Raw genomic sequence first — 23133 nt, 5'->3', positions numbered from 1 at the left:
TGACTCGGATGAGTATTTTCAAAAGGCAGGGAGATTTCTACAGTGGCATTGACCGATGACGTCAAGAAGGAACTTACGGCGACGACGACTACCCGTCCCAGCGCCCGTGCTGCCGAGGTTGCAGCGATTCTTCGCTTTGCAGGTCAGCTCCACACCTCCAATGGCCAGCTTGCATATGAGATTGAATTAGAAGACCAGGCGATTGCCGATCGGTTCATCAACGCTATCCAAGATCTCTACGATATTAAGGCCTCAAGCCATATTGTTGGTCCGCAAGGATCGACTAAGAAATCGCGCATTCAGTTGCGCATTGGTGCAGGCGCAAAGGAATTAACCCGCCGTTTGGGCTTGGTGACACGTTCTGGCCATCCTGTGGTGGGCCTGCCACCGCAGGTGGTCTCAGGTTCTATTGCCGATAATGAAGCAGCGTGGCGCGGCGCCTTTTTAGCGGCAGGGTCGCTGACGGAACCGGGACGTTCTTCTTCCCTGGAAGTTGTGTGTCCATGCCAGGAAGCCGCACTAGCGCTTGTTGGTTGCGCGCGTCGCCTCGGCATCTCTGCCAAGACGAAAGAAACCCGCGGCGCCGATCGCGTGGTCATTCGCGATGGCGATGCCATTGGTGCACTGCTGACACGCATGGGTGCGCAAGTTACCCGCCTGCAGTGGGAAGACAAACGCCGCCGTCGGGAAGCACGCGCTTCTGAAAACCGTCTGGTGAACTTCGATGATGCTAACTTGCGTCGTAGTGCCCGCGCTGCTGTGACTGCTGCGGCGCGTGTGGAACGCGCGATGGAAATCCTCGGCGATGAAGTACCTGAGCATTTGGCTGATGCTGGAACGCTGCGAGTGCAGCATCGACAAGCATCGCTCGAAGAGCTGGGCCGACTGGCTGAACCGCAGATGACCAAGGATGCTGTTGCAGGCCGTATTCGCCGTCTGCTGTCGATGGCGGACCGTCGGGCGCAAGAACTAGGTATCCCTGATACCAATGAAGCAATCAACGAGCTTTCCTACGACGCTGACGAGTAGGACAGTCGGCGAACAAAGCTGTGAACTAGCAACGGTGTGCGTGTGATATCGCCAGCGTTTTTCTAATTGAGACATATATCACACTTGATGTGTGGCAATTCGGTCACAATCGGACATATATGGATTTACCTGCTGCAATCGCGCCGGCCCTTGCTCGAAATTGCGTGAATTTTAGTCTGATTGTGTTGGAATATCCGCAGAATGTGTGGGTTTGCTTTTATAAATCTGCGCAGTGTAGGGAACCTCGGTACTATCGGCAGTGTCGGAGAAACTTCCTCGATATAAATCTTTGAAGTAATTCTCCCAGGCAATAGCTTTTGACGTACTCCGCTTCCCAACTTTTTAGGAGACAACTACCGTGACCACCCGCATTGGTATTAATGGCTTTGGCCGCATTGGCCGTAACTTGTTCCGCGCAATTGCGCAGGGTAACACCGACTTAGAAGTCGTGGCACTCAACGATCTCACTGATAACGCCACCCTGGCGAATCTTCTAAAGTACGACTCCGTGTTGGGGCGCTTTGACGGGGAGATTGACTACGATGATTCGGCGATCATCGTCAATGGCAAGCGCATTGCTGTCTACGAAGAACCAGACCCAAAGAACCTCAAGTGGGCTGACAACAACGTCGACATCGTCGTCGAGTCCACTGGCCGTTTCACCGATGGCGAAGCAGCGAAGGCGCATATCGAAGCTGGCGCAAAGAAGGTCATCATCTCCGCACCTGCGAAGAATGTTGATGCAACCTTCGTCTATGGCGTGAACTCGGACACCTACGATCCGGCCAACCACAACATCATCTCGGCTGCATCCTGCACCACCAACTGCCTAGCACCAATGGCAAAGGTTCTGCACGAGAAGTTCGGTATCGAAAAGGGCCTGATGACCACCATCCACGCCTACACCGGTGACCAGCGCCTGCAGGATGCACCACACAAGGACATGCGTCGTTCACGCGCCGCAGCGGTCAACATGGTTCCAACCTCCACCGGCGCAGCCAAGGCTGTCGCATTGGTGCTGCCTGAATTAGAAGGCAAGCTGGACGGCTACGCAATGCGTGTTCCAACCATCACTGGTTCTGCTACCGACCTGACTTTCACTGCGTCCCGCGACGTTACTGCGGAAGAGATCAACGCTGCGATCAAGGAAGCAGCCGCCGGCGAATTCGGTGAAACCCTCGCGTACACCGAAGACCCAATCGTCTCCACCGACATCATCTCTGATTCCCACGGCTGCATTTTTGACGCTGGTATGACCAAGGTCACTGGCGGAAATATGGTGAAGGTTCTGGGCTGGTACGACAACGAGTGGGGCTACACCTCCCAGCTGGTTCGCACCACCGCACAGGTTGCTGCAGCGCTGTAAAGCCTGCTGGTAATATTTCCATGTGCTTGAAATGAGCTATACCGACCCGCCTTAACTGGCTGGGTCGGTATTGTTTTAGGTAAAGCTTTCACACAATTTTTCTATTGCGTGCCAATCGTGCACAGAAACAAGGAGTTGACATGGCATTTAAGTCCCTGGATGATTTGCTGGCAGAAGGCGTCGATGGGCGCCACGTGCTGGTTCGCTCTGACTTTAATGTTCCCCTCGATGACGACGGCAATATCACCGACCCAGGCCGCATCAATGCCTCCCTGCCGACTATTGAAGCTTTGGTCGAAGGCGGCGCGAAAGTAATCCTCAGTGCTCACCTGGGACGGCCAAAGGGAGAAGTCAACGAGAAGTACTCCCTGGCGCCGGTTGCAGAGGCTCTCAGTGAAGCACTGGGGCAATTCGTTGCGCTAGCTGGCGATGTTACAGGCGAAGATGCACATGAGCGCGCCAATGGCTTAAGCGAAGGCGATGTCATGCTCATTGAAAACGTGCGCTTCGATCCTCGTGAGACCTCCAAGGATGAGGCAGAGCGCGCAGAGTTTGCTGCAGAATTAGCTGCTCTGGCTGCTGACGATGGTGCATTTGTCTCCGATGGCTTTGGTGTCGTGCACCGTGCGCAGGCCTCGGTCTACGATGTTGCCAAGCTGTTGCCGGCATACGCAGGCAAGCTGGTGCAGTCGGAGCTTGAGGTGCTGTCGACGGTTGCGCAGAACCCTGAGCACCCTTATGTCGTTGTGCTCGGCGGCGCGAAGGTCTCAGACAAGCTGGGCGTTATCGAAGCCCTGGCTGATAAGGCTGACAAGGTCATCATCGGTGGTGGCATGTGCTACACGATGTTGGCGGCGCAGGGCTACAACGTCCAGAAGTCTTTGCTGCAGGAAGACCAGCTTGATGACTGCAAGTCCTTGCTGGAGCGCTTTGGCGACAAGCTCGTACTACCAGTTGACCTCGTTGCGGCTTCCGAGTTTGCAGCCGATGCAGACAACAAGGTCGTCGAACTAGACGGCATTCCTGAGGGCTGGATGTCGTTGGATATCGGACCAAAGTCCGTCGAGGCATTCGCTGAGGTTCTGGCTTCGTCCAAGACTGTGTTCTGGAATGGCCCAATGGGCGTATTCGAAATGGAAGTGTTTGCGCAGGGCACCGCTGGTGTTGCGCAGGCCATTATTGATGCAACCGCCAACAATGGTTCCTTTACCGTCGTCGGTGGCGGCGACTCTGCTGCATCAGTGCGCACCCTCGGTTTGGATGAAGCTGGCTTTAGCCACATCTCCACCGGTGGCGGCGCATCCTTGGAATTCCTGGAGGGCAAGACCCTGCCAGGCGTCGAGGTTCTTGAGTCCTAAATCGCGGTAGTTTTCCATTACTTTTTGAAAGGATGTGTGTCTAATGGCGCGTACCCCACTTATTGCTGGCAACTGGAAGATGAATCTTAACCACAAGCAAACTATCGGTGAGCTGCAAAAGTTCGCCTTTACTTTGCCAAAGGAATACTACGAAAAGGTAGATGTCTCCTTCCTGGTGCCTTTCACCGATATCCGCACCGCCCAGACGCTTGTAGAAGGCGACAAGCTTAAATTCACCTATGGTGCCCAAGATATCTCGCAGCACGAGTCCGGTGCGTACACCGGTGAAGTATCTGGCGCAATGTTGTCTGCATTGGGTTGCACCTACGTCGTTGTCGGCCACTCCGAGCGCCGCGAGTACCACAATGAATCTGACGAACTGGTTGCTAAGAAGGCCACCGCAGCGTTGGAAAACGGCATGTCTCCGATTGTCTGTGTTGGTGAGCCGTTGGAGATTCGCGAAGCCGGCACCCACGTCGACTATGTCGTTGAACAGACCCGCGCGTCGCTTGCCGGACTGGATGCTGATGCTTTGGCGAAGACTGTCATTGCCTATGAACCAGTATGGGCAATTGGTACCGGCAAGGTTGCCTCAGCTGACGATGCCCAAGAGGTTTGCGCAGCAATTCGTGCATTGGTCAAGGAACTTGCTGGCGACGATGTCGCTGCCGGCATCCGTATTCTGTACGGTGGCTCCGCCAAGACCGATACCATCGCGGAAATTGTCTCTAAGCCAGACGTAGACGGTGGCTTGGTCGGCGGCGCTTCACTCAGTGGTGAAGAATTCGCAAAGCTGGCGGCATCTGCTGCGAACGCTGTTTAGTGGCCTTAGGGCCGTGCTCAACGCAAGCGGATGGCAATGGTGTAATATTGCCAGAAGCGAATATCTCATATCAACATGCAAGGTAGCTAATTAATGATTTTGACTCTGCAAATCGTACTGGTCATCGCCGCGATTTTGATGACAGTGTTCGTCTTGCTGCACAAGGGCAAGGGCGGCGGCTTGTCCAGCCTTTTCGGTGGCGGCGTTCAGTCGAACCTCTCTGGTTCCACCGTGGTGGAAAAGAACCTCGACCGTTACACCGTGGTCATGGTCATCATTTGGCTTGCCTGCATCATCGGCCTTAACCTCATTCAAGCTTACGCTTAAAGCTTTTTCCTGGAAGCACTAAGCCCCGCTCAGAGGAATTCTGAGCGGGGCTTAGGACGTTTTACAACCGAATTTTATTTAGGCAGTTTGCCAGCGGCGTTCTCTGCGAGGAAGAGAATGGTTTCCTCCGCACCGTGAGCACCGGCGGCGGGCCAATCCTCGGCAGGGGAGCCAGCCGCCACGTGCGCTGCGGCCTCGGCTTTATCTTCACCAGCAACAAGCAACCAGACATGCTTCGCTTTAGCGATGGCCGGAAGCGTGAGTGTTAAGCGTTCTGATGGTGGCTTCGGACTATCATGCACGGCGACCACAAATTCTTCCTGTTCACGCACAGCATCAGTATGCGGGAAAAGGGAATTGATATGTCCTTCGCCACCCATGCCCAGAAGATGAAGGTCGAAGCCCTGGGGTGCGTATTCGCGCAGTTCCTCTTCGTAGGCATCGGCAGCTGAGCTCATGGAAATCGCGCCCAAATCAAAGCCGTGGATGTGACGATTCGGGATATCGACGTGGTCAAGAAGCGCTTCGCGTGCCTGGCCCTCATTGGAGTCTGGGTCACTAACCGGAACGTTGCGTTCATCACCAAAGAAGATGTGAATGCGTTCCCAATCAATACGCAAAGCAGGGAAATCTTCCCCCTGGTCACGCGCTGCTTGGTCTAGGCGGCGTAGTTCCTTGAGCATGCCAATGCCAGCGCCACCGCCGGTGAGTACAACTCGCGCAATACCATCGCCATGGACACCTCCATTAAGAGACTGTGCTTGTGCGACGACGTCAATGAATTTCAATGCCGCGGAAGATATGAGCTCCTCGAGGTCAGCAACGCGATTAATAGTCACCATGACTAAAGTTAATGTCCTTTCACGTACCTGCGCTGTTTTAAAAATTTTCCAGCGCAGAAAACTAAGCGATATAAAACTAGTTAGTAGTCTACGTGGCGCAGTCCACGCAGTGTGTGTGCATAGGCCTTATCCGCGTCCAAGTGTCGCAATTCTTCAGACAGAATCTCTGCGCTGGAGCGGGTATTGAGCGCGACCATGGACTCGGGCGAGCCCGGAACATTGACGCGCACAGTACCAGCTTCCACGGCATCAATGATGATGTCGGAAGTATCGCGGAAAAAGTGCACGCTACGGATCGTGAATTTGTCATCCCCGCTGGATTTGGCGCCAGAGGTTTCAGTATCCAGCCGCTTCACGGGAACGCCTAAGCGATCATGCAGCCACGCTGCCGCAAGATCGACTGCCAAGCTGGTGCTTGGGCCGGAGACTTCCACGCGCTGCACTGCCTCGTGCGGCAAGCGGTCCAAAGACGAGGCGACGATACCGCGCCACTGAGTAATCTCACCCCATGCCATATCGGTATCACCCGGAGTGTAGCCGGAGGACAGATTGCCCAAATCCTGCTTGGTGGTGGCATGGGTGATACGACGCTGACCTAAAGCGCCAATAGGCGTGCGTGCAGGCTCCGGTGGCGCAGCAGTTGGCCACCAGACCACGATTGGGGTATCAGGCAGCAACAGGGGAGTAACAACCGATTCGGCGTTATCTGCCAAAGCACCGAAGATGTGCATAACCACGATTTCAGAAGCGCCAGCTTCGCCGCCGACGCGCAGCTCAGCGTTAAGCAGGGGCTCCGCGCGGCGATTACCGCGAATAACCACGAGCACGCGCGAGGGGTGCTCATGGGAGGCGTCACGAATTGAATCTAATATCGCATCGACTTCATCATCGGCGTTGACGACCACAATCAGGGTCAACACGCGAGAAGTCGTCAGGGTGTAGTGCTCTTGAGCTTCAACGAGACCGCGCGCAATTTTGCGCGTGGTCGTATTGGGCATTGGGGTGATCACAGCTATTTATCCTTCACGCTTGATAATTTATGGACGACGCCAGGTGCGGCCAGTGCGAGAGAGCATGGCATCAGCCGATTCCGGCCCCCAGGTGCCCGCAGCATAACTTTCTGGTTGGCCATTGTTTTCCCAGTACTCCAAAATCGGGTCGAGCATGGCCCAGGAAAGCTCCACCTCTTCGTTCGTGGGAAACAGTGAGGATTCATCCAACAAAGCATCCAAAATCAAACGCTCATAAGCCTCCGGCGATTCTTCCGTGAAGGCCTGCGCATAGGAAAAGTCCATGTTAACGTCGCGGACTTCCATCGTGGATCCTGGAACCTTGGAACCAAAGCGCAAGGTCACCCCCTCGTCGGGCTGTACGCGAATAACCACGGCGTTAGCACCAAGTGCAGCGGCCTGATTGCTATCAAATGGCTGGTGCGGAGCTGGTTTAAAGACCAAGGCAATTTCGGTCACGCGCCGTCCAAGGCGCTTGCCGGTACGCAGGTAGAAGGGCACTCCGGCCCAGCGCCGTGAGTTGACCTCCAAGGTACAAGCCGCGTAGGTTTCCGTGGTGGAATTGGGGTCAAAGCCTTCTTCTTCGCGCAGACCCTTGACGTATTCCGAGCCTTGCCAGCCAGCTGCGTACTGGCCACGGGCGGTGGTCTTAGACAAGGGGTAGACAGGCGTGGTTGCCTGCAAGACCTTGATCTTTTCCGCCTGCAGTGCCGAAGGACGGAAAGAGCTAGGTTCTTCCATCGCAACGAGCGCAAGGAGCTGAATGAGGTGGTTTTGGATGACGTCACGTGCTGCGCCAATGCCGTCGTAGTAGCCGGCACGTCCGCCCAGGCCGATGTCTTCAGCCATGGTGATTTGCACGTGGTCAATGTAGTGCGCATTCCACATCGGCTCATAAATCTGGTTCGCAAAACGCAATGCCATGATGTTTTGCACAGTTTCTTTGCCGAGGTAGTGGTCAATACGGAACACCGCATCTTCGGGAAAGACCGCGTTGACGATCTCGTTGAGTTCGTGCGCGGATTCCTGGTTGTGGCCAAAAGGCTTTTCGATGATCACACGGCGCCATGAATCATCCGTTGGAGTTGCCATACCGACGCGTTCGATTTGGTGACAGATATCGGAGAAGTAGTCTGGCGGTACCGACAGGTAAAACGCCCAGTTTCCACCGGTGCTGCGTGAAGAATCTAGCTCTTTTAAGCGCGCGGAGAGAGCGTCGAAACCTTTGTCGTCAAAGTCACCGGAGACAAATTCAAAGCCTTGCGCAAGGTGCATCCAGACATTCTCACGAAACGGGGTGCGAGCTCCGGCTTCAACGGCCTGCTTTACATAGTCGCAAAAGGCTTCTTTATCCCACTGCCTGCGGCCGTAACCGACGAGGGTAAAACCAGCTGGCAATAAACCTCGGTTGGCCAAGTCATAAATTGCTGGCAAGAGCTTCTTGCGGGCAAGGTCACCGGTTACACCGAAGATGACCATGCCGGCTGGTCCGGCAATGCGGGGGAGGCGTTTATCTTTATCATCACGCAGGGGGTTAACCCAGTCGCTAGGGCTAGTCACAAGCAAGCAATCCTTTCAGCGAAATTGAACTCTTCTGAGTCTACTAGCTTGTGCGGATTGATAGTTGCTTGCCACTAAAAGATGTCGGGTGCCAGCATGCGTTTATGCATCCTGACACCCGACGGGCGTTCTTACGCTACACCTAGGTAAGACGTGAGGTTACCGATTCGAGGAGTTCATTCCAAGCGTCGACGAACTTCTCTACGCCTTCGCGCTCCAGCTGCGCAAAGACATCGTCGAGATCGACACCAATTGCCGCGATATCACGCAGGACCTGTGCGGACTCTTCGGCGGTATTGGTCAAGGTGTCACCGTGCAAGGAATCGGATTCCAAGGTGGCATCGATGGTCTTTTCTGGCATCGTGTTGACCGTGTTCGGGCCAGCAAGTTCCGATACGTACAAGGTTGGTGCGTATTCCGGGTTTTTCACGCCTGTCGATGCCCACAGCGGACGCTGCAGGTTAGTGCCCTCAGGCAAGTCGGAAGCATTCTCCAACTCAGAGAGGTACAAAGCATATGCCTGCTGTGCATTAGCAACGCCGGCCTTGCCGCGAAGCGCGAGTGCTTCATCGGAGCCAATCTTTTCCAAACGCTTATCAATTTCCACATCCACGCGGGAGACGAAGAATGACGCCACAGAGTGGATCTTGGAGATGTCCAAGTCGTTTTCTTTCGCGCGGCGGATGCCGGTCTTGAAAGCCTCGATGACTTCCTTGTAGCGCTCAAGAGAGAAAATCAAGGTGACGTTGACGGAAATGCCATCAGCCAAAGCTTCGCTGATAGCGCTCATGGAGCCATCGGTCGCTGGGATCTTGATCATGACGTTGTCACGGCCAACGCGGTTCCACAACTCACGAGCCTGCGCGATGGTCGCATTAGCGTCGTCAGAGATACGCGGATCTACCTCGATAGATACACGGCCATCTTTGCCGCCGGATTTCTCGAAGGTCTCCTGGAATACATCGCAGGCATTGCGCACATCGTCGATAGCCAGTGAGTAGACTGCCTCATCTGCCTTTGCGCGCTCTGCCTTTAGCTGTGCGAAGTCAACATCATAAGCGGTGCCCTGGGCCATTGCCGTGGCAAAAATCGCTGGGTTGGTGGTGACACCGACGATTGATTTGGTGCTGATGAGTTCTTTAAGGTTGCCAGACTCGAGGCGGTCGCGTGACAAGTCATCAAGCCACGTGGAGGTGCCAAGTTGTGCTAGTTCATCAATGGTGGTCATATGCTTTAACTCCTAATTCTTCGCTGCGGCTAGAGATTCTTCAGCAGCGGCGACGACGTTATCGACGGTAAAGCCAAAGCGCTCGAAGAGCTCTTCAGCAGGTGCAGAAGCACCGAAGTGCTCGATAGATACTGCGCGACCTGCAAAGCCCAAGTACTTGTGCCACGACTGAGCGACGCCAGCTTCCACTGAAACGCGTGCCAGAACAGATGATGGCAGAACTTCTTCGCGGTATTGCGCAGGTTGTTCCTCAAACCATTCCTGGCATGGCATCGAGACTACTCGCGTTGCGGTGCCCGCGGATTCCAGCTGCTTTGCAGCCTCAACTGCAAGCTGTACCTCGGAACCGGTAGCGATGAGGATTACATCTGGGGTTTCCGCGGACTCTTCTACGAGGACGTAGCCACCGCGACGAACACCTTCGGCTGCCTTTTCCTTTGTGCCTTCCAGCACTGGGATGTTTTGACGGGTGAGGGAAAGGCCCTTTGGAGCAGCCTTATATTCCATTGCTGCAGCCCATGCCTGCACGGTTTCATTCGCATCCGCCGGGCGGATAACCGAGAGATTTGGTACTGCGCGCAACGCAGAGAGCACCTCGACTGGCTGGTGGGTTGGACCGTCTTCGCCAAGACCGATCGAGTCGTGAGTCCATACGTAGTAGGTATCAGTCGACATCAATGCGCCCAGACGAACAGCTGGGAACTGGTACTCAGAGAAGATCAGGAAGGTGCCGCCGTATACGCGGGTGTTGCCGTGCAGTGCGACACCATTCATGATTGCAGCCATCGCGTGCTCACGGATACCGAAGTGCAGGTTACGGCCAGCGTGCGGATCAGCAGACCACATGTCGGTGGTGACGGACTCTGGACCAAAGGACGGTGCGCCCTTGATGACCGTGTTGTTAGAACCTGCAAGGTCAGCGGAGCCACCCCACATTTCCGGCAACTTAGCTGCAAGGGCCTGGATAGCTGCCTCAGAAGCCTTACGGGTAGCAATACCCTTAGGATCAGCATCCCAAGAAGGCAGGTCTTCAGCGAAGCCTTCTGGCAATTCACGTGCTGCGAGACGGTCAAACAGCGCCTTATTTTCTGGGTTGGCACTAGCCCACGCGTCGAACTTCTGCTGCCAGGCGGCCTTCTTCTCTTCACCGCGGTCAGCGAGCTTACGGGTGTGCGCGATAACTTCATCGTCAATGTGGAAGTTAACAGCTGGATCGAAACCGAGGATTTCCTTGGTTGCGGCTACTTCATCACCGCCCAGGGCAGCGCCGTGGGCGCCACCAGTGTTCATCTTATTTGGTGCTGGGTAACCGATGACGGTCTTAACGCGGATAAAGGATGGGCGAGAGGTCTCAGCCTTAGCGTTTTCTACTGCTTCCAGGATGGAAACGACGTCTTCGCCGGATTCCACGGTCTGCACGTGCCATCCATAAGCCTCGTAGCGGGCGTTGACGTCTTCGTTGAAGGCAATATTGGTGTCATCTTCGATGGAGATGCGGTTGTCGTCCCAGAAGACAATCAAGTTGCCCAGCTGCTGCGTGCCAGCCAGTGAAGAAGCTTCTGCGGTCACGCCTTCTTGCAGATCTCCATCAGATGCGATGACAAAGACGTAGTGATCAAATGGGGACTCGCCGGCTGGAGTCTCTGGGTCGAAAAGACCGCGCTCCTTGCGCGCTGCCATAGCCATACCCACAGAAGAAGCTAGGCCCTGTCCAAGTGGGCCAGTAGTAATTTCCACGCCATCAGTGTGGCCAACTTCTGGGTGACCTGGAGTTAGTGAATCCCAGGTGCGAAGTGCTTCGAGGTCTTTCATCTCCAACCCGAAACCGCCCAAGTACAGCTGGATGTACTGGGTCAACGAGGAGTGACCGGCTGACAAGACAAAGCGGTCACGGCCTGCCCAGTTGACGTCCGTAGGGGTGTGGTCGAGCACATGCTGGTACAGCGTGTAAGCCAGGGGTGCCAAAGACATCGCGGTGCCCGGGTGGCCAGAACCGCAGTTTTGCACCGCGTCAGCTGCTAGAACACGCACGGTATCAATCGCGCGAGTGTCAAGCTCTGACCAGCCATCGGGGTAGCGACGCTCTGTCATCGCCTGCAATTCGGGGGAGAGGTTCGAAGAAGACACGGTTTAAGTTGCCTCACCAATCTAATCGGGTTTATTACTGACGCGTATAAGTCTACTGCTTCCTAGCCCGGGAAGGATCGACTAGATGAAGCTATTTCGTCCTTTCCACAAAAAGTTGTAGGCTGGGATGGTTAGTTGCTGCTTAACCTACTTATACGTAGACAAAAGTTGATGGGCTTATCGTCGCAACTCCCCGATGTGACATTGCCTACCAATTAGGTGCGGCGGGGAACTAGATTGATTTCCTGTTCGACTAGTAAAGCGTAAACGGCACTGCGGTGCCATTATTTTTTAGTACAAATAAGCGCCTGAACAAGCAGATAACACATGCTCCGATCAACACTCGGCGTATTTCAAATCTGCTGCACTGCGCAAAGACAATTAATAGTTGGAGGAAAATTCCTTGGACACCATCAAGGCCTATATTGCTTTGACAAAACCTAGGATCATCGAGCTCCTCCTTGTAGCCGCCATCCCTGCTATGCTGCAGGCTCAGCGCGGTATCGAAGCCGCTGCCGATAATATTTGGCTCATCGTATCCACCATTTTCGGCGGATGGATGGGTGCTGCGGCAGCGCACACGTTTAACAACGTGGTCGAATATGAGCTTGATCAAAAAATGCAGCGCACACGCGCGCGTCCTTTGGTTCGTGGAAAAATCAGCCGTAAGAATGCTGCGGTCTTCGGCTTCATCATGCTGGCGTTGTCCGTGTTCTGGCTCGGAGTTTTGGCCAATTCGTGGTTAGCAGCATTTTTCGTCTTGCTGACCAACTTCTTCTATGTCTTCGTCTACACCAAGTGGCTGAAGATGAAAAACGAGCAGGGCATCGTGTGGGGTGGCCTTGCAGGTTGCATGCCGGCACTCGTGGGCTGGGCTGTTATTCGCGATAATGCGATGGACGGTCAACCAGACCGCTGGTGGCAAGCAGTTGTTCTTTTCCTCATCATTTTCTTCTGGACCCCGCCACACACTTGGGCGCTGGCAATGAAGTACAAGGAAGACTACCGCCGCGCTGGTGTCCCAATGCTGCCGGTCGTTGCGAAAGAAACCGAAGTAACCCGTCAGATTGTGTGGTACACAGTCGGCACTGTGATTGTGACTTTCCTTCTGATTCCCGCAGCGTCCTGGATCTATCTGGTTGCCGCTGTAGTTTCCGGCATCGGATTCTTGTGGATGGCTATTCGCCTACACGATGGCGTGAAGAAGGGGGCGAAGGTCAAGCCACTGCGTCTGTTCATCTACTCCAATAACTACCTCTCGGTACTGTTTATCGGCCTTACCATTGATGCGATTGTCGGTTGGGAACCACTCGGCCGCATGCTGGGTTGGTCAACCGTTCTCTTCTAAGTACGTGCCCTCGATTGAGGACATAAGTACATAAATGCATAATTGTAGACGCGGCCTCCACTGGGAAAACCCTGGTGGAGGCCACGTCCTTGTTGTGGATTAGTGCAGATTAGTGCCAGTTAGCGCTCATTCGTGCTGCTTGGTTGCACCCGGAGGACAATAGAGCCGGTGGTTTTACGGTTCTGCAAGTCGGTATGTGCTTGACGAGCATCTTTAAGGTCATAGACGTCGTGAACGCGGAAAGTGAGCTTTCCTTCGTTGACCATTTGTACGACGGTAGAAGCGCGCATCTGGAACTCAGCATCAGTGGCGGTATAGGCACCGATGGAAGGGCGCGTGAGAAAAATTGAGCCGTGCTTATTAAGTACCTGTGGGTCAATCGGGTCCACAGGGCCAGACGCCGCGCCAAAGAGGCAGACGATGCCGCGTGGACGCACTACTTCGAGTGATTCCTGGAAGGTGTCTTTGCCGACGCCGTCATAGACAACATCGACGCCGCGGCCGCCATTAAAGCGGCGTACTTGTTCAGCGAGACCACCCGAATAGCGGAAGACCTGATCGGCGCCGGCTTCGTACGATAGTTGCTCTTTTTCATCGGAAGAGACCACCGTGTACACGGTGGCGCCTGCAGCCTTGGCCATCTGTGTGGCCAATAGGCCTACGCCGCCGGCACCAGCGGTAATCAAGCAGGAGCTATTTTCGTCCAAGTCGGCTACGCCGTGGATAAGGTAGTGCGCGGTGATTCCTTGCAGCAGCATGGTGCCAGCGACATTGAGATCAATGTCATCAGGAACTGCCACCATGCGGTTGCGGTCTACGCATACTTGCTCGGCATAGGAGCCAAAGGCATTGTTCCAGGCAACCATGGTGCCCTCAGCGATTTCGCCTTTCGGGTCTAGTACTACCCGGCCGACGCCTTCTAATCCGATGGTAAAAGGTGTCGCGGCATTATAAATGCCCTCCCGATAATAGGTATCGATGTAGTTAACGCCGGCAGCGACGACGTCTACTAATACCTGCTCCTGGCTTGGAGTCGGGGAGGGCACTTCGGTGTATTCCAGTACTTCTGGACCACCATGTTTTGCTACCTGGATTGCATACATATATCCAGGCTAACTGTTTTTAGCGTGAAGCGAGTGCTTTTTGGCGCTTTTCGCGCTTGATATCACCCTCAGGTGAGCCGGTCTCAAGACCAGAGGTGCCACCTTCTCGCACGATTCCATGAGCATAAAGCAGCGCTGAATACGCGGTAACAACGGAAGACATTCCGATGTGGAATGGAATGGTCCAGCGTGGAACACCCATGTAGAACTGGAATACACCAATCGCCCACTGCACGATAATGCAGGCGATAAGAATCCAGCCAGCGCTCTTGGCAGCTTGCGGCGCATCCTTGCGGTACAAAAGGACCTGCACGATGACAGTGAAAATAACGTAGACGTACATGCAGGCAGCATGAATATAAGCCATTACCTTGGTGTCCACATCTAAGCGGCCTTCCATGCCCACGCCGGCATCGCCAGCGTGCACACCAGAGCCAGTCACCATCGTGCCGGTCATCAACACGACGCCAAGCGCTACGGCGGCGACAATCGCGAGGTTGCGGATGACGTCGTTAAGCGCTGGCGTACGAGCCCCATCATCGGCTTCCTTAATACGCGAATACAGCATGGCGGCAATCCACACCAGAACCATCGACGGAAGGAAGTGGATAGCCACAGCCCACCAACGAAGATCCAAAAAGACGGAGATAGCGCCGACGACGGCCTGTACAGCAATGCCCGCAAGTGATAACCACGCATAGAGTTTTAGTTCATAACGGCGCTTTGCCATATGCATAGCGACGATGACGGCAATTGCCGCAGCAGCAACCACAAAGGTCAACAAGCGGTTACCAAACTCAATAACCTGGTGAATCCACGGAGCGGCACCTGGGACAGGAACCAAGGAACCAGCGTGGCAGTTCGGCCAGGTTTCACAACCTAAGCCCGAACCAGTAACACGCACAACAGAGCCAGTAACAGTGATGCCACCTTGGCAGATCAAAAGAATTAACGCGATAATTCTTTGATGCTTAATCGACGGGGCAGCGTCGCGGAAGAAGCTGCGTACCCGGTTGATAGGGCCATAATTACTGTTTGTAGGTGTGTTTTGTGTGGAAGAAGAATCAGTCATGGCGCTCACAAATACCAACGTTACCTTTGAATATGGGGGTGACCTAAAAAATTTGGGGTGGGAAGAAGAAACTCACATTTAGCCTTCAAACCGGAACCATTTGCTTGCCGCAAACGACGCAACGACGGCCCATGCGGCCAAAGAGATCACTGGAAGAATCGGCATGGACCCTGCTAGAGCCTCAGCCAGTCCACTTGCTAGTGCGACCGACGGAATGATGTTGAGCCATCCGACATCAGTGAGGCCTTGGGAGTACAGTGTCCAGCCCACGATGCCCAACAGCACGAACCAAATGAGGTTGGCAAGCGCAAGCACAATCTCAGCACTTAAGCTGCCGCCGACGGTAAGTCCCATGGCGGTAAACGTCGCAACGCCTAAAAGCAGGACCACAAAGGCGAGCAGGATCCCCGTTAGTGGCGCGCGGAAGCCGAGGAAATAAGAAGCAAGCCCCAAGATAATGACCTGGAGGCAGACCATGGCGAATACTGCGATGATTTTTCCGACGATGATGGCCCACGCCGGCGCACCGGAGGCGCCACTGCGTTTCAGGGCCCCATAGCGACGGTCAAAGGCCACAGCGATTGCTTGGCCGGTAAAACCAGCAGAGGTGGCAGCTACGGCAAAGACCATGGGAATTGCGCCATCCATGCCGCCGAGTTCCTCAGCGAAAGGGAAGACGCGAAAAGCAATGAGCATGCCCAAAGGAATGATGATGCTCAATAGCTGCTGTTCGCTGTGTCGAACCATGAGCTTGGCTTCCATGATGCCCTGCGCAGTAATCATCGAGGAGACACTCGATGCCCGGGCATCAGGGGCAAAGGTGCCAGGGGCGAAAGTCGGCAAGACTTGTCCGTTCATCACGGCTTCAGATGAAGTGGTGTTGGCCATTGTGTGTACTTAGCTCCTTAAGTGCCGGCCGGTGATATCGAGGAAGACATCTTCCAAATTGCGATGCGATGTTTCTAACTGCGTGATCAGAACCTCTTGACGTTCCAATTCAGAGGCAATCTTTGCGATTGCTTCCGGTGTTGGCTCGAGGTTGATGCGATAATGCAGCGGTCGAATGGCAGCGATTGTTGACCCGACAGAATTTTCGAAGGCTTGCTCATCAACATCTTTATTGCTGGTGATGAATACTCCTGCTGAATGAGCGATCTGAGTTAGCTCGTCCGGTGCTCCCATCGCGACTTCGTGGCCGTGGTCAATGATCAGGACGTTATCGGCTAGAGCCTCAGCCTCATCCATCAAGTGCGTGGTTAGCACGACTGCGACTCCGTCACGCTTGAGAGCGCGGATTAACTCCCACACCGCGATGCGTGATTGGGTGTCTAGTCCTGCGGTGGGCTCATCCAAAAAGACCAAGTCAGGCCGGCCGACGATTGCTAGCGCCAGTGCCAATCGTTGCTGCTGGCCACCAGAAAGACGGCGGTAGGTATTTTTCGCAACCCCGCTTAGCCCTAAGATGTCGATGAGCCAATCTGGATCGTGTGGATTGGCGCTATAGCGTGCTGCAACCTGCAGCATCTCGCGAACTTTGATGCCGGTGTAGCCACCGCCGCCTTGCAGCATGATGCCAACGCGCTCGCGGACTGCATCGGGATGGGTTGCGGGATTGAAACCTAAAACGGAGATTTCTCCCGAAGTTGGGGCAATAAACCCTTCGCACATTTCAATGGTGGTTGTCTTGCCAGCGCCATTAGCGCCCAACAGACACAGCAATTCACCTCTGTGAACACTGAAACTTAAACCGTTGACCGCACGCTTGTCTCCGTAGTCTTTGATTACGTTCTCAAGGCGCAAAACCGGCTGTCCATCAAAAGTTGTACTCACGGTTTCCTAGTCTAGGACACGAGTTCTCATAAGGCGTAATGCGACCAACCCGAAGGTGATTAAGGTCGCTAATCCCACAGCCGCTGAAAGATAGATCTGCGCAATAGTTCCAGGCGGCAATCCGAGCCCGCGGGGCAGGACTACAAAGCTCATTACCGCAGAGTAAATCACCACGGAGTAGCGGAAGAACCAGCGGTTAGCCCATGCAGCAAGTGGGAAAATTGCCCACAGGATATACCACGGGTGCACTACAGGAAAAAGGATGACCAGAACCAAAGTAGATACTCCCAGTCCGCCAATGGGGTGCATAACCCCGCGGAAGGTTGCGAAAAGCATGCGCACCATAAACCCGGCTGCGGCCAGAATTCCGACAGCCCGGGTAACGGACAAAATGGCTTCAGTGTGATCGCCAAGGCCCAGCATCATGCCGATGAAGCCGGAAGCGACGCCGACATCGGTGGACACCGACAGCCATGAGCGAATCGTCGCGGCACCTCCTTGGCCAGTGATCCACCCCAGGCCAATACCGGAGATGACGGTAAATGCAGCGATGGTGGCGAGAAGGATGATGAAAAAATATCCGGCAGCTGCCAAAATCGCGAGCCAGGACATCATTTCAACTCGCTGGTGTAAAAAGCGTGCCAGCGCCATGCCAGCGAAACCGAGGCCAATAAAACCGGTCACTTTGACCATGCCCGCGGCGGAGATGAGCGCACCGCCCCCGAGGATGAGAAGCCATCCGGGCCAGGCAAAAGACATCGACAAGCGAGCGCTAGTATGCAGCTTATCGATGCCGCGTAGTGCCAATTCCATGCCGACCAACACGAAACCGAGCATGAGGGATTCATTATGAATACCGCCAATGAGGTGCAAAATGGTCAACGGGTTTAAGATGCCCAGCCATAGTGCTGCCGCCGGTTGAACCCGACACCGCTTGGCCAAGGATGTAATTGCCCACCCTGCCGCAATGACACCTAGGACAGAGGTGATGCGGTGCAAAATAACTGCTGCCACGATGGAGTCATTGGTAATAACGCTGATTACTGCCGCAATTCCTAAAGCGACTGGACCATAGGGAGATGGGGAATTAGCCCAGATAAACGGCACTGACCTAGCCAGTGCATCGCCTGCGCCGAGGAGTTGAACAGGCCCTGCCGAATAAGGATCCATGCCCTGGACCACGATGGAACCATTAGCAATATAGGAATAAATATCTTGGGTAAAAAGCGGCGCGGTGACAAGGATGGGCAATGTCCAGCTAAAAAATATGGCCCACACCTGAGTTGGTTTAAGCAGATGCTGAGGAGCCCTTGAAAACGGTCGATGAAAAAGCAGGGGAGTGGCAGCCATTGGCGCCAGCATCAGCCACGCAATCACAATGAGACCAACCCCGATGAAAACCATGGCGCTGGAAGACACCAGCATCCGGCCCATCAATTGGCCAAACGGTAATTCGCCATAGGGGTTACCCACGACAGGCAAAGCGCCAGCGCCAAGACCGCCAAGTCCAATTAATAAGGCTCCGACGGTGCCAATCCAGCGGAGGATGAAGATCTTGCGACTATCGGCGAGAGACTGGCTGCTGAGATCTGACTGAGTTTTGTCCTCGCCGTGCAGCAGAGCTGAACGAGAGCCAGCTGTGCCAACGCGGGGGAGTTCCCCGCGGACTTCGTTCAACATCTCGCCGAGACGATCCAGTCTTATCCTCATGGCCTATCACTCTAATGCCCACCACCTCGGGGGTAGGTAAAGATGTGCCTTTGGCTACACATTTTGCGACGATTTCAGCCCTGTTTCTTGTGAAATGGCTGGGAGTGGCGCTATTTACGCAACACCAATGTGCTAATTCGCCACGCCGATGACCTGCATTATTAGCAATTGGGAATGAATTAAGGAACACTAGTGTTGTCTAAAGAGAGAGCAAAAGGAGGTGGGCGCAATGGCGACAGAAATACAGTTACAGTCCGAGACTCGGTCAACTGATGGCGACACGCGCCGCCAAGTCATGCTTTTGCTGCTCAAAGAAGGTCCGATCACCGCGTCCGATTTGGGCACAGAGCTTGGTCTTTCAGCCGCTGGCGTACGCCGGCATTTAGACATCCTGGTGGAAGATGGCTTGACGGAAGTTGTCAATCGCCGTCCGCAGCCCAAAAATGGGCAAGCAGCGGGGCGTGGCAGACCGGCTAAGCACTTTCGCCTCACAGATAAAGGTCGATCCCAGTTCGGCCATACTTATGACGAACTTGCTTCAGAAGCACTCGATACGCTGCGCGAGATCGGTGGCTCTGAAGCTGTCAAGAAATTCGCCATTCTGCGCATGGAACGGATTCTCGCTGACATCGAACCCCTCGTGGGGGCGGATGAATCGGTCGTGGATGTAGCCCGTAAACTTGCAGCTGCACTGGGCGATAATGGGTATGCAGCCACCATCAGTGAGGCTGGACAAGGTGTACAAGTTTGTCAGCACCATTGCCCAGTAGCTCGAGTGGCCGAGCAGCACCCAGAATTGTGTGAGGCGGAACAGGAAGTCTTTTCCGCCCTGTTAGGCACTCACGTACAGCCCTTAGCCTCTATTGCAGATGGCCACGGAATCTGTACAACGAATATCCCCTTGACACCAATTAATAAAAATTCAGACGAAAGGAGCAGGGCATGACCCAGGCAAAACCGGCGCCAGGTACTGAAAAGAAGATGACCGATGACGAGATCATTGAGTCCATTGGTGCTTATGAATTCGGCTGGCACGACTCTGACGTCGCGGGTGCAGCAGCACGCCGTGGCCTAAGCGAGGACGTTGTCCGCGATATTTCTTCTCAGAAGAACGAGTCCGAGTGGATGCTGGAACAGCGTCTTAAGGCTCTTCGCATGTTTGAGAAGAAGCCAATGCCAAAGTGGGGTGCCGATCTTTCCGGCATCGACTTCGACAACATTAAGTACTACGTCAAGTCCACCGAAAAGCAGGCTCAGACCTGGGAGGACCTCCCAGACGACATCAAGGAAACCTACGACAAGTTGGGTATTCCAGAAGCTGAGAAGCAGCGCCTGGTCGCAGGTGTTGCTGCGCAGTACGAATCTGAGGTTGTCTACCACCAGATCCGCGAGGACCTGGAGGAGCAGGGCGTTATCTTCCTGGATACCGACACCGCTTTGAAGGAACACCCTGAGATGTTCAAGGAGTACTTCGGTACCGTCATCCCAGCTGGTGACAACAAGTTCTCTGCCTTGAACTCTGCTGTGTGGTCCGGCGGCTCCTTTATCTACGTTCCACCAGGAGTCCACGTAGACATTCCACTGCAGGCTTACTTCCGCATTAACACTGAGAACATGGGTCAGTTCGAACGCACCCTGATCATTGTTGATGAGGATGCCTACGTGCACTACGTAGAGGGCTGTACTGCACCTATTTACAAGTCTGACTCCCTGCACTCTGCAGTCGTTGAGATCATCGTGAAGAAGGGTGGACGCTGCCGCTACACCACCATTCAGAACTGGTCCAACAACGTCTACAACTTGGTGACCAAGCGCACCAAGGTAGAAGAGGGCGGCACCATGGAATGGGTCGATGGCAACATCGGCTCCAAGGTCACCATGAAGTACCCAGCGGTATGGATGATGGGTCCTCACGCTAAGGGCGAAGTTCTCTCCGTAGCGTTTGCCGGCGAAGGCCAGTTCCAGGACACCGGTGCGAAGATGAAGCACCTGGCTCCATACACCTCTTCTAACATCGTCTCGAAGTCTGTTGCCCGCGCTGGTGGTCGTACCGCCTACCGTGGCCTGATTGAGGTACACCCGAACGCGCACCACTCATACTCCAACGTTGAGTGTGACGCCTTGCTGGTAGACAACATCTCCCGCTCGGATACATACCCTTACAACGACATCCGTAATGACTACGTGACCCTGGGTCACGAGGCGACGGTTTCGCAGGTTTCCGAAGAGCAGCTGTTCTACCTGATGTCTCGCGGCATCGAGGAAGAAGAAGCAATGGCGATGATCGTACGCGGTTTCGTTGAGCCAATTGCGAAGGAACTCCCAATGGAGTACGCGCTTGAGCTCAACCGTCTGATCGAACTGCAAATGGAAGGATCCGTAGGCTAAACAAAATGCTGAATTCTAACGAATTTTCTAGCGCAGTTGTCGAAGGCGCTGGCTACCAGACAAAGGGCGATCTGCCTACCTCTTTCGACGTCGATGCTTTCGAGGTTCCGGGCGGTCGCGATGAGGAATGGCGCTTTGTTTCACTGCGTCGTCTACGCGGCCTCCACAACGGTTCTTTCGCTGAGTCCCTGAAGGTTGTTCCACAGCAAACCAACGTAACCGCTCCTGAAGGCGTCAAGGTTGAAACCGTAGACGGCACCAATGAGCGTCTGCGCGCTGCTGGCGCACCTTCGGATCGCGTAGCTGCGCAGGCGTGGACCTCCATGCCGGAAGCAACGCTAATCACCATTGACCCTGACACTCGCTCCGATCAGCCAATCGAGGTCACCATCTCGGGCGCTGGCGAGGGCAACGTTTCCTTCGGCGCGACCACCTTTGATGTTGGCCGTCACGCCGAAGTGACCTTGGTTGTCAAGTACGAAGGCTCCGGCACCCACGCTGATAACCTTGGATTCGTCATTGGCGACGGTGCACATGTAACCGTCATCATTGACGCTGACTGGAACAACGACGCAGTTCACTTGTCTAACCAGTCCATCGTGATGGGCCGTGACTCCGTCATGCGCCACAACTCCGCCATCTTCGGTGGCGAGGTTGTACGTATCTTCCCACGCGTTCGCTACACCGCTCCTGGCGGCGACGCTGAACTGCTGGGCGTTTACTTCGCTGATGCTGGCCAGTATTTCGAAAACCGTTTGCTGGTTGACCACTCGGTTCCAAATTGCCGCTCGAACGTCCTCTACAAGGGCGCTCTGCAGGGCACCAAGGAAAATGAAGCACGTACCTGCTGGGTTGGTGACGTTCTGATTCGTTCTTCTGCACCTGGCACTGACACTTACGAGACCAACAACAACCTGATTCTGTCGGACGGCGCTCGCGCTGACTCGATTCCAAACCTGGAAATTGAGACCGGCGAAATTTCGGGCGCTGGTCACGCTGCAACAGTCGGTCGCTTCGACGACCTAGAGCTGTTCTACCTCATGTCCCGCGGCATCCCTGCTGATGAGGCACGTCGTTTGATCATTCGAGGCTTCTTCAATGAAGTCATTCACCGCATCCCGGTTCAGTCTTTGAGCGAGGAGCTTGAGCGCCGCGTTGCTGTCGAACTCGAAAAGATCAACGCTTAAAAGCACACGCGTAACACTTCATACACCGCAAGTATCAGACTAATCAGACAGAAAGAGCACTAGATTGTCTACTCTAGAAATCAAGAACCTCCACGCCCAAGTCCTGCCGAGCGAGGAAGGCGCAGAGCCAAAGCCAATCCTCAAGGGCGTTAACTTGACCGTTAACTCCGGTGAGACCCACGCCATCATGGGCCCTAACGGCTCCGGCAAGTCCACCTTGTCCTACGTCATTGCTGGTCACCCGCGCTACGAGGTTACCGAGGGCGAAGTCCTGCTTGATGGCGAAAATATCCTCGACCTTGAGGTCGACGAGCGCGCACGCGCGGGCCTCTTCTTGGCTATGCAGTACCCAACTGAGGTTGCTGGCGTGAAGATGAGCCAGTTCATGCGCTCCGCTGTTACCGCTGTGCGCGGTGAAGCACCGAAGCTGCGTGAGTGGAACAATGAGCTCAAGGAAGCTCGTGAGCGTCTGCACATCGATAAGTCCTTCATTGCTCGTTCCGTAAACGAAGGCTTCTCCGGTGGCGAGAAGAAGCGCCACGAAGTAATGCAACTCGACCTGCTCAAGCCAAAGTTCGCTGTCATGGATGAGACCGACTCCGGTCTCGACGTTGACGCACTGCGCATTGTTTCCGACGGAATCAACTCCTACCAGGAGGAAACCAAGGGCGGAATCATCATGATTACGCACTACCAGCGCATCCTCAACTACGTCGTTCCTGACTTCGTACACATCTTCTCCGATGGCCAAATCATCAAGACTGGCGGCGCTGAGCTCGCACAAGATCTTGAGAATTCCGGCTACGAGCAGTTCATCTAAGAAAG

General features: G+C 54.6%; 20 protein-coding genes. 10 read left to right on the top strand and 10 right to left on the bottom strand.

Annotation, left to right across the window (positions count from 1 at the left end):
• The first annotated feature begins 42 nt into the window (after nt 1–42).
• From whiA to secG, 5 genes are all read left to right on the top strand, one after another.
• Nucleotides 43–1029: a DNA-binding protein WhiA gene (whiA, locus tag CSTAT_RS06765; protein WP_066794111.1), complete on the top strand. Its 987-nt coding sequence runs from the start codon at nt 43–45 to the stop codon at nt 1027–1029.
• A gap of 358 nt (nt 1030–1387) precedes the next feature.
• Nucleotides 1388–2395, top strand: coding sequence for a type I glyceraldehyde-3-phosphate dehydrogenase (gene gap / locus CSTAT_RS06760; RefSeq protein WP_066794108.1), 1008 nt, complete (start codon nt 1388–1390; stop codon nt 2393–2395).
• Nucleotides 2396–2535: 140 nt separating this feature from the next.
• Nucleotides 2536–3753, top strand: coding sequence for a phosphoglycerate kinase (locus CSTAT_RS06755; RefSeq protein ID WP_066794106.1), 1218 nt, complete (start codon nt 2536–2538; stop codon nt 3751–3753).
• Between the two features lie 43 nt (nt 3754–3796).
• Nucleotides 3797–4576, top strand: coding sequence for a triose-phosphate isomerase (gene tpiA / locus CSTAT_RS06750; protein ID WP_075722896.1), 780 nt, complete (start codon nt 3797–3799; stop codon nt 4574–4576).
• Nucleotides 4577–4669: 93 nt separating this feature from the next.
• On the top strand, nt 4670–4903 hold the full coding sequence (gene secG, locus CSTAT_RS06745) for a preprotein translocase subunit SecG (RefSeq protein ID WP_066794098.1): 234 nt from the start codon (nt 4670–4672) through the stop codon (nt 4901–4903).
• Nucleotides 4904–4977: 74 nt separating this feature from the next.
• Here the strand turns inward: secG and pgl are convergent, their stop codons facing one another.
• The 5 genes from pgl to tkt all read right to left on the bottom strand — a co-directional run bounded on the left by pgl (nt 4978) and on the right by tkt (nt 11634).
• Complete coding sequence (gene pgl / locus CSTAT_RS06740) at nt 4978–5745, bottom strand: 6-phosphogluconolactonase (protein ID WP_066794095.1); 768 nt, start codon at nt 5743–5745, stop codon at nt 4978–4980.
• An 80-nt stretch (nt 5746–5825) separates the two neighbouring features.
• Nucleotides 5826–6755: a glucose-6-phosphate dehydrogenase assembly protein OpcA gene (locus tag CSTAT_RS06735; RefSeq protein ID WP_075722895.1), complete on the bottom strand. Its 930-nt coding sequence runs from the start codon at nt 6753–6755 to the stop codon at nt 5826–5828.
• 27 nt (nt 6756–6782) lie between these two features.
• On the bottom strand, nt 6783–8315 hold the full coding sequence (zwf, locus tag CSTAT_RS06730; protein WP_075722894.1) for a glucose-6-phosphate dehydrogenase: 1533 nt from the start codon (nt 8313–8315) through the stop codon (nt 6783–6785).
• A 142-nt stretch (nt 8316–8457) separates the two neighbouring features.
• Nucleotides 8458–9543, bottom strand: coding sequence for a transaldolase (gene tal / locus CSTAT_RS06725; RefSeq protein ID WP_075722893.1), 1086 nt, complete (start codon nt 9541–9543; stop codon nt 8458–8460).
• A gap of 12 nt (nt 9544–9555) precedes the next feature.
• The gene (gene tkt / locus CSTAT_RS06720; protein ID WP_211273036.1) at nt 9556–11634 is read right to left on the bottom strand and encodes a transketolase; all 2079 of its coding nucleotides are present in this window, start codon (nt 11632–11634) and stop codon (nt 9556–9558) included.
• A 439-nt stretch (nt 11635–12073) separates the two neighbouring features.
• Between tkt and CSTAT_RS06715 the strand changes: the two genes are divergently transcribed.
• Entirely contained in the window at nt 12074–13018 is a 945-nt protein-coding gene (locus CSTAT_RS06715) for a heme o synthase (protein WP_075723835.1), read from the top strand.
• A 119-nt stretch (nt 13019–13137) separates the two neighbouring features.
• On the opposite strand, the gene CSTAT_RS06710 is transcribed toward CSTAT_RS06715, so the two are convergent.
• The 5 genes from CSTAT_RS06710 to mptB all read right to left on the bottom strand — a co-directional run bounded on the left by CSTAT_RS06710 (nt 13138) and on the right by mptB (nt 18733).
• Nucleotides 13138–14121, bottom strand: a complete 984-nt coding sequence (locus tag CSTAT_RS06710) for a quinone oxidoreductase family protein (protein WP_075722891.1) — start codon at nt 14119–14121, stop codon at nt 13138–13140.
• A gap of 19 nt (nt 14122–14140) precedes the next feature.
• The gene (locus tag CSTAT_RS06705; RefSeq protein ID WP_075722890.1) at nt 14141–15193 is read right to left on the bottom strand and encodes a COX15/CtaA family protein; all 1053 of its coding nucleotides are present in this window, start codon (nt 15191–15193) and stop codon (nt 14141–14143) included.
• A 78-nt stretch (nt 15194–15271) separates the two neighbouring features.
• Nucleotides 15272–16081: an ABC transporter permease gene (locus CSTAT_RS06700; protein WP_083640734.1), complete on the bottom strand. Its 810-nt coding sequence runs from the start codon at nt 16079–16081 to the stop codon at nt 15272–15274.
• Between the two features lie 9 nt (nt 16082–16090).
• On the bottom strand, nt 16091–17023 hold the full coding sequence (locus tag CSTAT_RS06695; protein ID WP_075722889.1) for an ABC transporter ATP-binding protein: 933 nt from the start codon (nt 17021–17023) through the stop codon (nt 16091–16093).
• Between the two features lie 6 nt (nt 17024–17029).
• The gene (gene mptB / locus CSTAT_RS06690) at nt 17030–18733 is read right to left on the bottom strand and encodes a polyprenol phosphomannose-dependent alpha 1,6 mannosyltransferase MptB (protein WP_066794068.1); all 1704 of its coding nucleotides are present in this window, start codon (nt 18731–18733) and stop codon (nt 17030–17032) included.
• A gap of 229 nt (nt 18734–18962) precedes the next feature.
• On the opposite strand from mptB, the gene CSTAT_RS06685 reads away from it, so the two are divergent.
• From CSTAT_RS06685 to sufC, 4 genes are all read left to right on the top strand, one after another.
• On the top strand, nt 18963–19679 hold the full coding sequence (locus tag CSTAT_RS06685) for a helix-turn-helix transcriptional regulator (protein ID WP_075722888.1): 717 nt from the start codon (nt 18963–18965) through the stop codon (nt 19677–19679).
• On the top strand, nt 19676–21121 hold the full coding sequence (sufB, locus tag CSTAT_RS06680) for a Fe-S cluster assembly protein SufB (protein ID WP_066794063.1): 1446 nt from the start codon (nt 19676–19678) through the stop codon (nt 21119–21121). Before CSTAT_RS06685 ends, sufB begins: the two co-directional genes overlap by 4 nt.
• A 5-nt stretch (nt 21122–21126) precedes the next feature.
• Nucleotides 21127–22308, top strand: coding sequence for a Fe-S cluster assembly protein SufD (gene sufD / locus CSTAT_RS06675; protein WP_066794059.1), 1182 nt, complete (start codon nt 21127–21129; stop codon nt 22306–22308).
• 64 nt (nt 22309–22372) lie between these two features.
• Nucleotides 22373–23128: a Fe-S cluster assembly ATPase SufC gene (gene sufC / locus CSTAT_RS06670; RefSeq protein WP_075722887.1), complete on the top strand. Its 756-nt coding sequence runs from the start codon at nt 22373–22375 to the stop codon at nt 23126–23128.
• Nucleotides 23129–23133: the final 5 nt, after the last annotated feature.

Origin of the sequence: Corynebacterium stationis (assembly GCF_001941345.1) — a bacterium.
Classification (GTDB): Bacteria; Actinomycetota; Actinomycetes; order Mycobacteriales; family Mycobacteriaceae; genus Corynebacterium; species Corynebacterium stationis.
Note: the sequence above shows the minus strand (reverse complement) of the source record. Positions and strands in the feature narration are given on the sequence as shown.